Annotated in this window: 8 protein-coding genes; 6 read left to right on the top strand and 2 right to left on the bottom strand. The window is 70.9% G+C overall.

The annotated features are described in order from the left end of the window. Window positions 1-102 precede the first annotated feature (102 nt). Complete coding sequence (eccB, locus tag O7624_RS17115; RefSeq protein WP_282236510.1) at window positions 103-1,530, bottom strand: type VII secretion protein EccB; 1,428 nt, start codon at window positions 1,528-1,530, stop codon at window positions 103-105. Window positions 1,531-1,671: 141 nt separating this feature from the next. Between eccB and O7624_RS17110 the strand changes: the two genes are divergently transcribed. Both O7624_RS17110 and O7624_RS17105 read left to right on the top strand, forming a co-directional pair. Beyond that, entirely contained in the window at window positions 1,672-2,412 is a 741-nt protein-coding gene (locus tag O7624_RS17110) for an SUKH-3 domain-containing protein (RefSeq protein WP_282236509.1), read from the top strand. A gap of 73 nt (window positions 2,413-2,485) precedes the next feature. Further along, window positions 2,486-3,223, top strand: a complete 738-nt coding sequence (locus O7624_RS17105; RefSeq protein WP_282236508.1) for an SUKH-3 domain-containing protein — start codon at window positions 2,486-2,488, stop codon at window positions 3,221-3,223. 8 nt (window positions 3,224-3,231) lie between these two features. Here the strand turns inward: O7624_RS17105 and eccD are convergent, their stop codons facing one another. Next, window positions 3,232-4,620, bottom strand: a complete 1,389-nt coding sequence (eccD, locus tag O7624_RS17100) for a type VII secretion integral membrane protein EccD (RefSeq protein WP_282236507.1) — start codon at window positions 4,618-4,620, stop codon at window positions 3,232-3,234. A gap of 141 nt (window positions 4,621-4,761) precedes the next feature. Between eccD and eccCa the strand changes: the two genes are divergently transcribed. The 4 genes from eccCa (at window position 4,762) to mycP (ending at window position 12,646) form a co-directional block, all read left to right on the top strand. Continuing rightward, window positions 4,762-8,724 carry a type VII secretion protein EccCa gene (gene eccCa / locus O7624_RS17095; RefSeq protein WP_282236506.1) on the top strand — a complete coding sequence of 1,321 codons (3,963 nt, stop codon included), beginning with the start codon at window positions 4,762-4,764 and terminating at the stop codon, window positions 8,722-8,724. A 120-nt stretch (window positions 8,725-8,844) separates the two neighbouring features. After that, window positions 8,845-9,465 (top strand): hypothetical protein, encoded by a 621-nt coding sequence (locus O7624_RS17090; protein ID WP_093411143.1) that lies wholly within the window; start codon window positions 8,845-8,847, stop codon window positions 9,463-9,465. Between the two features lie 31 nt (window positions 9,466-9,496). Then, window positions 9,497-11,242 carry a hypothetical protein gene (locus tag O7624_RS17085; protein WP_282236505.1) on the top strand — a complete coding sequence of 582 codons (1,746 nt, stop codon included), beginning with the start codon at window positions 9,497-9,499 and terminating at the stop codon, window positions 11,240-11,242. A 105-nt stretch (window positions 11,243-11,347) separates the two neighbouring features. After that, a complete protein-coding gene (gene mycP, locus O7624_RS17080) occupies window positions 11,348-12,646 on the top strand; it encodes a type VII secretion-associated serine protease mycosin (RefSeq protein WP_282236504.1) in 1,299 nt (432 codons plus the stop codon).

Below are 12,646 nucleotides of genomic sequence, written 5' to 3'. Positions count from 1 at the left end.
TCAGTCGGTGCTCGCGCACCATCGTCGTACGAACGGTAACGGGTCGTGTCCAGCCCGCGCTAGACCGTTGCTCGACCCGCATTTCCATTGTGGCTGGTCAGGTCACTCCGGGTCGAGGGCGAGTTTCGCCGTCGTCGGGTCGAGTACCGGCCCGGCAGGCAGGCGGACCACCAAACTTGCAGGCAGCCGTACCGGCCGCACCTCCGAGTAGCCGAGAATGGCAGGTACGCCCTCGGACGCCAGCGGGTAACGGTGACCCAGGTCGGTGACCAGGTTCAGAGTTCCCGTCTCCTGGTCAGGGGAGGAGACCGCAGCGACCAGAACGCCGTGACCCGGCTCTATCACGACCCGGTCGGCGAGCGGGATCCCGTCACCCGTCTGCTCACCGGTGCGTACCGGCTCCCGAACCGGTTGGACCTGCGCGTCGAGCAGCAGTGTCGGTTCATCGGCGCCCGGTTGGTAGGCCGCGCAGATCGCCGGCTGGTCGCCGGCCAACCGAGCGATCTCCGGCCGCTGCTCCGGCGCGCGATGCCGCCCCTGGGCCGGTGCGGCTGCCTTGGGCGCCGAGGCGGCGGTACCGGCGGCCAGTTCGATCGGGAAGGGCCTCGCCTCTCCCGGGTACGCCAACTGGGTCTCCCCGTCGGCCATCACCACATCCGCCTGAAGTGGGGTGATCGGCGCCAGCCTCGTCCGTTCGGCGAGGTAGTACTGGCGGCTGCCGCCCTGGCTCTCCACCACGAAGACCTGGCCGACCCGGGCGTCCGGCAACGCCGTCGAGGGAGTCCCCCGGTCGGCCACCCGTCGAGGCGCGATCGGCTCTCCGGCCGGCAAGGCGTTCAGCCACGCCCCACCCACCTCCACCACTGGCTCGGCGCTCATGGTGAGACCCTCCAACACGATTTTCTCGCTGCGGATCTCGTACCGATGGTCACGCCAGACCAGATGCAGCCGATCAGTCTTGCGGTCGCGCACCAGCAGCGCGCTGTCACCCGGATCACGCCCGCCGCCGGGTGCCCGCCCGACGGTGAGCACGGTGGTGGCGACGATACCGCCGGCCGCGTTACGCGCCGGCTGGGTACAGAGGGTCCAGGGTCCGTCCAGGATGCGGCCGGCCGGAGGCAGCGCGTCCGGAGCGAACGGGATGCCGATGCGCGGGCCACGCGGGGTGCCGACCAGCGAATTGCGCGAAACCGAAACGGTCGGTGCCGCAGTCTCCATGGCCAGCAGGGCAGACGCGTAGTTGAGCACCGGGTGCAGCCGTCCCTCCCGGTACAGATAGCGGGTACCGGTCTCCTTCTCCAGGATGACCGCACCGCCCTCCTTCCATTTGGTTGCGCCGCCGGGACGCAGCAGTCCGTACACCCCCACTGCGGCCAGGCAGAGCACGGCCACCATGATGCTGGCGAAGCCGGCACCACCGAGCCGGCGGAAAGGTGCCGCCTCCGGATCGGGCTCGCGCGCCACCAGCGCGGAGGTCATCCGCTGGACGAAGAACTGGTACGACTGAACCTGGTCCCGCCGCGACGGCATGGCACCCCTCCCCTGGCGTACGCCGGCACGGTCACGAACTCCGGACCGCGGTGCCTACCATAGGCACGGCGTCGAGCCGACCGGTGCCCGCATCCGGAGTCGGCCTGCGTAACCGACGACGGCAGCCCGAGGAGTCCTTCGATGATCAGCCGCGACGAGGCCCTGGCCATCGCCCGCGAATGGGCCGACGAGCGCCGGGTTGCATTCGACGTGACCCTGTTCGAGTTCGACCTCGGTTACGTCGCCTGCCTCGTCGAACCGGTCGCCGCCGCAACCGACGGTCCACCCCTACCGCCCCCGGCCACCGGTTACCCCCGAGCCGTCATCGACCGAGAGAGCGGCGAAGTCTCCCAATGGCCCTCACTGCCGTGGCAGACCATCGCCGAGCGGTACGCGCAACGCCGCGCCGCCGAGGGACGCTTCCCGCCAGACGTCCGGTACGTGCTGGAGCAAGCCGGTTGGTTTCCTGGCCGTGATGCCAGCGCCGCGGTCGACCACTGGATGGTCCGCTTCGCCGACGAACTCGCCGGACTGGAATGCCCACCCGTCGTACGTGCTGCGCTTGTGGAATTCGGCGGTCTACGGCTGCCTCAGTTCGGTCGGAGCGGCCGTCCGGGCGGCGGCTTCATGAGCTTCATCCACCCCACTCGTGGTGGGGTGGTCACGGACGCGGCCCGAGACTTCGCCGAGGAGTTCGACAATCCGGTATACCCGATCGGCAACAACGAGGACGGACCATCCGAACTGGTCGCCGACGCGCAGGGGCGGGTGTTCATGCTGCACTGGGCCGATTACTTCTTCGTCGGCCCGGATATCGACTCCGCCATCGTCAAGCTGATCCGGGGCGGCCCGATGGCTGAGGCCAGCGACCGCAGCTGGTGAACCTGGCCTGACCGCCGACGTAGCAGCCACCGTGGCCGGCGTCCATCATTGCGGCAGCCCGAGGAGTCCTTCGATGATCAGCCGCGACGAGGCCCTGGCCATCGCCCGCGAATGGGCCGACGAGCGCCGGGTTGCATTCGACGTGACCCTGTTCGAGTTCGACCTCGGTTACGTCGCCTGCCTCGTCGAACCGGTCGCCGCCGCAACCGACGGTCCACCCCTACCGCCCCCGGCCACCGGTTACCCCCGAGCCGTCATCGACCGAGAGAGCGGCGAAGTCTCCCAATGGCCCTCACTGCCGTGGCAGACCATCGCCGAGCGGTACGCGCAACGCCGCGCCGCCGAGGGACGCTTCCCGCCAGACGTCCGGTACGTGCTGGAGCAAGCCGGTTGGTTTCCTGGCCGTGATGCCAGCGCCGCGGTCGACCACTGGATGGTCCGCTTCGCCGACGAACTCGCCGGACTGGAATGCCCACCCGTCGTCCGGGCGGCACTTATCGAGTTCGGCGGTCTGGAACTGCCACAGCTCGACAGGCCCGGTCAACCGGACGGTTTCACCAGCTACCTCTTCCCAACCTTGGGCGGCATCGTCACGGACAAGGCACGCGCCTTCGCCGAGGAATTCGACAACCCGGTATACCCGATCGGCAACAACGAGGACGGACCATCGGAACTCGTTGCCGACGCGCAGGGGCGGGTGTTCATGCTGCACTGGGCCGACGACTTCTTCGTCGGCCCCGACATCGACACCGCAATCGTCAACCTGATCCGCGGCAATGAAATGTCCGAGGCCAGCGACCGCGACTGGTGACGGAACCGTCAGCCGTTGATGGCGCGCATGAACGCGTACAGGCCGAGCACGCTGCACGCGACCGGGACCACGGCCAGCTGGAGCAGGATGTCGAACGTGTCGCCGAGCCGGGCCAGTCGGGGAGACGGGGCACGCCGGCTGTAGGCGAGCCCGGCGGCGGCTGACAGCCCGGCCGCGACCAGGGCCACCGGCAGGACGGCCAGCACCCGGGCGCCGGTCGACGCGTCGGTCGCACCGACGAGGGGCAGCAGCCCCAGGCCCACCAGGCCGACGGCGAGCATCGGCACCCGGTGCCGGACCGTCGACACCAGTCGGGCGCGCAGCAGGTAGCCCAGCGAGATGATGCTGGCGAGCAGCAGCGCGGAGAGCGTGCCGGTCGCGGTGAGCACGATCAGGCCGGCGATGGTGATGACGAACGCCCCGAAGATCATGCCGGTGAAGACCTCGTCGGCCCGGGCGGTGGCCTGGTAGATGACTTCCCGCTTCGGCTGCGGCTCGTCGCGCAGCAGGTCCGCGGCGGTACGCGGCAGCGCCGGCATCGGCATCTTCCCGAGCCGCACGGAGAGCAGCGGCATCGCCGGCAGCAGCAACGTGACCGCACCGACCACGATCGCACTGCCCTGCGCGGCATCCATGGAGCCGAGCGCGAGCAACCCGCCGGCCATGCCCCAGAAGCCGACGAAGACCGCCGCCACGAAGACCCGCGTCGCGTCGCCCACCCCGAGCAGCCCGAGCAGCCCGGAGAGCAGCAGCACCGCGGAGCCGAGCAGCACGTGCGGGGCGCCCAGCGCCCAGACCGACTCGCCGGTGCCGATCACCAGGACGCCGCCGACGAAGGCGTAGGGCAGGCCGGCGGCGGCGACGACCGCGCCGGCGAGGGAGTCGGCCATCGCCCGGGACAGCACGATCCCGCAGACCAGCAGCAGCCCGGCCGCGCCGAGGGCGACCGCACCACCGAGCCAGCCGGGCTCCTCGGATGTCACGATCACGACGAGGCCGAGCAGCAGCAGCACGCCGGCCACGATCAGACCGGTCAGCCGGGTCGCGAACGGGCTCCAGACCACCCCGCGTCGTCGGGCACCGTCGGCAACGGCCTCCATCAGGTCGTCGTACGCCAGCTCCGGCCACTCGGTGCGCCGCGGCACCAGGTGCAGCGTCTCGCCGTCGCGGACGTTCTGTGCGGCCAGCGTACGGGTCAGGTCGACCGGGCTACCGTCGCTGCGCCGCAGCATCCAGCCGCCGTGGCTGGTGCCGTCCGACGGTTCCTCGTCGGCCTGCCGCAGCACGGCGGGTAGCAGCCCGACGAGCGGCAAATGCTCAGGTAGGGCGAGGTCCAACCGTCGGTTGGGGGCGATGACGGCGATGCGCGCGAGTCCGGTTCCGGCCTGGGTGACCACTAACGACCCCTCGGTACGAGGAGCGGGCCGACGGCCCGCGGCTGTCCTGACGGGCAAAGGCTACCTACCATGTGCCGGTGACGCGGGGGGCGGTTCACCGCGGCGCACCCAGACCCAGGAGAGGCGACGGAGGTCTGTCACGTGAGCACGGTGGTCGTCAAGCGACCCGCCCGCCAGCCGGAGCCGGAGTATCCCTCCGGCGAGGTGCTGCTGGACGCGCCGCCCGAGGTGCCCGCGCCGAGCGGTAAGGCGTGGGGGCAGATGCTGATGCTGCTGCCGATGCTCGCCGGCTCGTTCGCGATGGCCCTGATGTTCGCCGGTCGAGGTGGGTCGACTCTCGGCTACGTCACCGGTGGCCTGTTCGGACTCTCCGCCATCGGGATGCTCGCATCGCAGTTGACCAACAACTCCGGCGGCCCGGGCAAGCAGGAGATGCTGCAGAAGCGCCGCGAGTACATGACGCATCTGTCCCGTCAGCGGCGTCGCGTACTCAAGACGATCCGTAAGCAGCGCGAGGCGGCGTTCTACCGGCACCCGGACCCGGATGTGCTCTGGTCCCTGCCGCTGGGGCCCCGGCTGTGGGAGCGGCGACGCGGCGACGTGGACTTCGCCACCGTACGCATCGGCCTCGGGCCGCAGGAACTGGCGACGCCGCTGGTGCCGCCACCGGCCACGTCGTTGGAGAAGCTGGAGCCGATGTGCGCGCTCGCGCTGCGCCGGTTCCTCACCACCTACGGCGAGGTACCGGACCTGCCGGTGACCATGGCGCTGAACGGATTCGCCCGGGTGCACCTGCGTGGCGACACCGAGGCGGCCCGGGCCATGGTCCGGGCGGTGCTCGCCCAGGCCACCGCGTTTCACGCGCCCGACGACATGCTCGTCGCGATCTGTGTCGCGCCGGACCGGCGGGCCGACTGGGAGTGGACGAAGTGGCTGCCGCACGCCCTGCACCCGTCGCGCACCGACGCGCTCGGCCAACTGCGCCTGGTGGCACCCTCGGTGACCGGCCTGGAGGCGATGCTCGACGACGTGCTGGCCAGCCGGCCCCGGTTCAACGCCAGTGGCGGTACGCCGCAGGTCGCCGGCCCGCACGTGCTGGTGGTCATCGACGGTGGTGACACCGCCGGGTCGGATCACCTGATGACCGAGGGCGGAGTGGAGGGTGTCACCCTGCTCGACCTGTCCACTCCGGCACCGCGCCTGCTCGACCGGGCGCGGCTGGTGCTGGAGGTGTCGGCGGAGCGCCGGCTGCACAGCATCACGGTGGATGGTCCGGCCGAGATCGGCCGGGCCGACGAGTGCCGGGTGGCCGAGCTTGAGGCGTTGGCCATGCAACTCGCCCCGCTGCGGCTCTCCGCCGCCTCCCGGGGCAGCGGCGACACGCCACTCACCACGGAGCTGGGCCTGGCCGAGCTGCTCGACATCGGCGATCCCTACGAGTTCGACGTGGATCGGGCGTGGCAGCCACGGCCCAACCGCGACAAGCTGCGGGTGCCGATCGGGGTGGGTGCCGACGGCGGGCCGGTGGAACTGGACCTGAAGGAGTCGGCGCAGGACGGCATGGGGCCGCACGGCCTGCTCATCGGCGCGACCGGCTCCGGCAAGTCGGAGCTGCTGCGCACCCTGGTGCTGGCGCTGGCGGCCACGCACTCCTCGGAGAGCCTCAACTTCGTGCTTGTCGACTTCAAGGGTGGTGCCACCTTCACCCGGCTGGACGGTCTGCCGCACACCAGCGCGGTGATCACCAACTTGGCCGACGAGCTGCCGCTGGTGGACCGGATGACCGACTCCATCAACGGTGAGCTGGTCCGTCGGCAGGAGTTGCTCCGCGCGGCCGGCAACTACGCCTCGCAGCGTGACTACGAGAAGGCCCGGGCGGCGGGCGCGCCGCTGTCTCCGCTACCGAGCCTGCTCATCATCTGCGACGAGTTCTCCGAGCTGTTGACCGCCAAGCCGGACTTCATCGACATGTTCGTGCAGATCGGCCGGGTCGGTCGCTCGCTCGGCGTGCACCTGCTGCTGGCCAGCCAGCGTCTGGAGGAGGGTCGGCTGCGGGGACTCGACACCCACCTGTCGTACCGGATCGGTCTGCGGACCTTCTCGGCGATGGAGTCCCGGGTGGTGCTGGGGGCCACCGACGCGTACGAGTTGCCCCGGTCGCCGGGGCACGGTTACCTGCGTTTCGGCACCGAGCCGCTGGTGCGGTTCAAGGCCGCGTACGTCTCCGGCACCTACCGCAGCAAGACCGCGGCGGCGGTCGCGGCCGGCGACGGTGAGGACCGGGTACGCGAGTACACCACGTCCTACGTCGCCCCGCCGGTGACCCGTACGCCCAAGGAGGAGACCGCACCCGAACCGAACGACGGGATGGGCGAAAGTGTGCTCGACATCCTGGTCGGTCGACTCGCCGGGCGCGGCAAGCCCGCGCACCAGGTGTGGCTTCCGCCGCTGGCCGAGCCGCCGACGCTGGACCAGTTGCTGCCTCCGATGACCGCGGATCCCGCCCGCGGCATCACCGTCGCGCACGCCGGCCTGCTCGGCGAGTTGCAGGTCGCGGTCGGCATCGTCGACAAGCCCTTCGACCAGCGTCGAGACGTGCTCTGGTTCGACCTCGCCGGTTCGGCCGGCCACGCGGTTATCGTCGGCGGTCCGCAGAGCGGCAAGAGCACCCTGCTGCGGACGGTCGTCACCGCCCTGGCGCTGACCCACACTCCGCGCGAGGCGCAGGTCTACTGCCTCGATCTGGGCAGCAGCGCCTTGTCGTCGCTGCGCGACCTGCCGCATGTGGGCTCGGTGGCGACCCGCCTCGACTCCGGCCTGGTCCGGCGTACCGTGGCCGAACTGCAACTGCTGATGGGCGAGCGGGAGCGGCGGTTCGCCGAGCGCGGAGTCGACTCGATGGCCGAGTACCGGCGGGCCCGGCGGCACGGCCAGCACGACGACGACCCGTTCGGCGACGTGTTCCTGGTGATCGACGGTTGGGCGACGTTGCGGGCGGAGTTCGAGGACCTGGAGCCGACGATCAACGACATCGCCAACCGGGGGCTGTCCTTCGGGATCCACCTGATCGTGACCGCGAGCCGTTGGATGGACCTGCGACCGGCCGTCCGGGACGTCTTCGGCACCCGGCTGGAGCTGCGGCTGGCCGACGCCAGCGACTCCAACCTGGACCGGCGGGCGGCGATGAACGTGCCGGAGAAGTCACCGGGCCGGGGCATCACCCCGGACGGGCAACAGTTCCTGGCGGCGCTACCCCGAGCGGACAGCGCGCAGGAGGCGGAGACCCTGCCCGAGGGCGCGCGGAAGCTGGTCACCGACCTGGCCGCCGCCTGGCAGGGGCCGGGAGCGCCGCCGATCCGGTTGCTGCCGCCCGTGGTGCCGTACGGCAGCCTGCCGAGCACCGGCCGCCCGGGCGTTCCCATCGGCATCGCCGAGGTGGACCTCCAGCCGGTGCATGTGGACTTCGCCGCCGACCCGCACTTCATCCTGTTCGGTGACGGCGAGTCGGGAAAGAGCACCTTCCTGCGGGCGCTGGCGCAGACCATCGTCGACCGCAACGAGTTGACCGAGGCTCGGCTGGTCATCGTCGACTACCGGCGCAGCCTGCTCGGCGACATCGACACGCCGCACCTGATCGGGTACGGGTCGACCGCGCAGGTCACCGAGAGCATCGTCGCCGAGGTGGCTGGGGTGATGCGCGACCGGCTGCCACCGCCGGACATCAACGCCGAACGGCTGCGGGCACGCGACTGGTGGAAGGGTCCCGACCTGTACGTGCTGGTCGACGACTACGACCTGGTGGCCGGCGCGGGCAGCAACCCGCTGACACCGCTGCTGGAGTTCCTGCCGCAGGCTCGGGACATCGGCCTGCACGTGGTCATCGCCCGGCGTACCGGCGGTGCCAGTCGGGCGCTCTACGAGCCGGTACTGATGCGGCTGCGGGAGATCAGCACGCCGGGCATCGTGATGTCCGGCAACCGGGACGAGGGGGTGCTGCTCGGCACCGTCCGGCCCGGGCCGCTGCCACCGGGACGGGGCTGGCTGGTGTCCCGGCGTGGTGGTACCCGGTTGGTGCAACTGGTGCACCTTCCGCCACGCTCTTGAGCCCGGTACGGGGTTGCCCGATCAGGCTACTGTCGGCCAGAGTGGACTCACGGTGCGCGGCTACGGGCCCCAGGGGGCAGCAGCCGCGCCGGCATCGTGTGAGCTGACGGGGGAGGGAACATGGGCGACGAGTGGCTCGTCGACGAACAGATCGACGTCGACATCCAGCAGCTGAAGGACTTCGCGCTGGCCATCCAGCGGGAGATGGAGACCAACTTCCAGCCCAGCTTCGACAACGGCCTGCGCCCCATGCTCACGGTGCAGGCACCGTTCGGTGGCGGCGGGATGAAGGAAGCCGCGTTCTTCCGGGGCCGGCACGACGAGAGCCGGATGGCGATTTCCCATCTGATGGGCGACGTGATGAAGGGGCTCACCGCCCTGAGCATGGCCGCCATGTCCATCTCGGCCGAGTACCTGACCGGCGACGCGCTGGCCCAGGCCACCAACGAGGACGTCTACAACGCGTTCACCGCCGTCGACGGTCAGGACACGCTCAGCGGCCGATGGCAGGAGGGCACGGAGAACCCGGCGGACTCGGTGCCGGAGTCGGCCCTGAACCCGGCGCCGATGAATCCCTACCACGGCCTGGACTCCTGCCCGACGGGTGAGCAGCGCGAGGAGACTCCGGCGTGGGCGCAGTCGGAGGTCGTCGGTGAGGGGGCCGGCGCGTACGTGATTCACGGTGACGGCGAACGCATGCACGGCGAAGATCTCCGGCTGGACCAGTCGGATCTCCGGTGACGGTGGCACAGGCGAGGCCTGAGGAGCGGGGATGAGCGACGACTACTACGGCTGGCAGCCGGTCAGCTACCCGATGTACGCCGGCGTGTCGGATGACTACGCGGCCGAGCGGGCCGCCGGGGCCACGCCGTACGAGCCCACGGCCTGGGATTCGGTGAACATCGAGCAGATGTGGGAGTACGTCCGCAAGGAGAGCGACGAGCGGACGACTGCCCTCGCCGACATGTGGCGGCGAGCGGCGAGCCTGCTGCAGACCACTCGGGACAATCTCAAGCGTCACGCCGACTCCCTGGATGCCCGCTGGCAGTCGCCCGCGGCACGGGTCTTCATGTCCCGCGTGGGCGCCACGCTGCACTCACTCGATGAGTGGAAAACCGTGGCCAGCGACAACGCCACCGGTCTGGACCAGCTCGCCAGCAAGATCGGCACTGCCCAGCGGGAGATGAAGACGCTCTGGGAGGAATACCGCGCCGAGCAGATCCGGCAGGGGGAGCGCCGGACCGATGACGCGGGCGTCCAGGCTGTCGACCTGGTCGAATGGGTCCCGGGTGTAACAGGCAACGACGGCAAGTCGTACGAGGACGTGCAGAACGAGTACCACCAGCGCGCCAAGAACATCGCCAAGCCGCTGGCCGACCTCTACATCGACGTCTACATCTCCAACATCTCGCGGGGCGGGAAGTTCAAGGGTCCGACGGACGCGGTTATCACCAATCCGTCAAACGTGCCCCGCCCTGGCGCTCCGGGGGCTCCCCCGCCCGGCGCACCCATGAACGGGGCCGCCCCGAACCGTCCGGCCATGCCCGGCCGGCCGGATCTGCCGACCCGACCCGGTGGGGCCGACGCGCCGACCGACGCCGCGCCACCGCCGCCACCAAATCTTCCGGAGGGCGTCGGTCTGGCAGGTGGCGCCGCAGCGCCGGTCGCCCCACCGCCGACCGCACCGCCGGTGACCACCGCACCCACGGCACCCGTGACTCCCGGTCCGGTGGTGCCGCCGGTGGCCCCGCCCGGGCCGCGACCGGGCAACCCTGGGCTGAACGCACCGAACTCAGCGCGACCTAACGCACCGAGGACCACCCTGCCGGGTGCGGGCGGTCCCGGCGCGCCCGGTGGCCGTGGGCCGGGGCCCAACCGGCCCACCCTTCCTGGGACCGGCGGCCCGGGTAGCGGCTCCGGGGCACCGGGTGGCCGGAAAAGTCCCGCGCCGAGCCGCCCGACCTTGCCCGGCAACACCGGCGCTGGCGCTCCCGGCGGTGGCCGCGGTCGGCCGGGTCTGGGCAACCGGCCGGGCGCTTCGGCCACTCCGCCGCCGTCGAGTCCGCGGCTGCCCGGCTCCACCGCCCGCCCGAGTCAGCGCGGTGCCGCCCCCGGACGGCCCGCCGCACCTCCGCCGAGCCTCGGCGGTCAAAGGAGTGCCGCGCCGGGCGGGCCGCCCAAGGCCAGCGCTCCACCGAGCGGCAGATCGGCCGCCGGTAAGCCGGTGACCGGCGGAGGCGCTGCCGGCGCCCGACCCGATCTGAGCGGACGTGCCGCTGCGGGCACCGGGCGACCTGCGCCGACGACGGGGCCGGCTCCGTCGCTGGGCGGTCGGCGCGGCGGCCCAACGACCCCGCCTCCACGCAAGGGTGCACCCCGCGACGCAGAGCAGGAGACCTGGGAGTACGGCGACGGTGACGACGAGTTGTGGGTCACCGAGTCGTCCGCCGCTGGTGTGGTGGAGGCCCCTGTCGAACACCGCCCCCGGGAGCAGGGCAGGACGCTCGGCCAGAGCTGACCGCAGTCGGGCCGGTCACCCAACCCTGGGTGGTCGGCCCGTACCATGCGGTGACTGTCCATTCGCAGCCGTCCCGTGGCGGCGCACAGAGGAAGGCTGACGGGCATGCGTGTCCTCACACGATCGGCAGCCGCCGCGCTCACCACCGCGAGCGTTCTGGCGGCCGTCGCCCTGCCCGCCGCACCCGCCCACGCCGACTCCGTCCGCGACAGATCTTGGCACGTCAAGAGCTTGGAATTGGCCGAACTCCACGACATCACCAAGGGTGAGGGCGTCACCGTGGCGGTGGTTGACACCGGGGTGGACGCGACACACCCGGATCTGCGCGGCAACGTCCTGCCCGGCGTCGACCTCTACGACGACGGCACCAAGGGCCGCCTCGACCGTCAGGGGCACGGCACCGGCATGGCCTCACTGATCGCCGGTCGCGGGCATGGCCCTGGTGGCCGTGACGGGGTGCTCGGCGTGGCACCGAAGGCCAAGATCCTTCCAGTGACGATCAAGAAAGACGGCGCCCCGTTGATCGCACCGACGGCCCTCGCCGCCGGCATCAACTGGGCGATCGACGCCGGTGCCGACGTGATCAACGTTTCTCTTTCCAGCAGCTTCAACGAGGAGCTGAACCGGGCGGTCGAACGCGCCTACCAGAACAACGTGATCGTGGTCGCCGCGGCCGGTAACGACGACCAGATCCTCGTCGGCGCGCCGGCCTCGCATCCCGGCAGCATCGCCGTCAACGCTGTCGACCGTAAGGGCGTCATCAGCAAAAAGGGTTCGGTACCGGGAACCTTGGACCTACCGATCAGCATCGCCGCCCCCGGTCAGGAATTGACGATGGCTCGCCCCGGTGGTCGGTACATCACCGCGACCGGCAGCAGCAGCGCCACCGCGATCGTCTCCGGTGCGGTGGCCTTGATCAAGGCGGAGTACCCGGACCTGAGCGCGTACCAGACGTTCCAGCGGCTGCTTGAGACCACCAGGGACGCCGGTGAGCCGGGCCGCGACGAGTACTACGGCTGGGGCATACTCGACCTGCGGGAGGCGTTGACCGGCGAACCCGACGGGCGGGGCAGCCGCAGCGCGGCAACCGGCGAGCCGGAGATCGACGAAGCACTCGCTGCCGCGCGAGCAGCCGGAAGCGACGGTCCCGACTACGCGGAAATCGTGATCGTTGTGCTGGTCTGGGTGGTCTTCCTGGCCATGCTCGTCGGCGGAGTGGTGGCCATCGTCAAGCTTCGTCGCCGCTCGCGCCGCCACCGAGACACCGGCCTGGCCGCAGAGCCCGCGCTCGCCGGCAGTGGGCCTGCCGCGCCGGCAACGCCGGGCGGGACGGTCGGCGATCAGACCTTGTCTGATCCCGCTCGGGCTGGTGACGCCGTCTGGCGCCGCCCGTCGAATGAGTAG

This window comes from Verrucosispora sp. WMMD1129 (assembly GCF_029581255.1).
Classification (GTDB): Bacteria; Actinomycetota; Actinomycetes; order Mycobacteriales; family Micromonosporaceae; genus Micromonospora; species Micromonospora sediminimaris.
The sequence above is the reverse complement of the archived record's forward strand: the minus strand, read 5'-3'. Positions and strand labels throughout refer to the sequence as shown.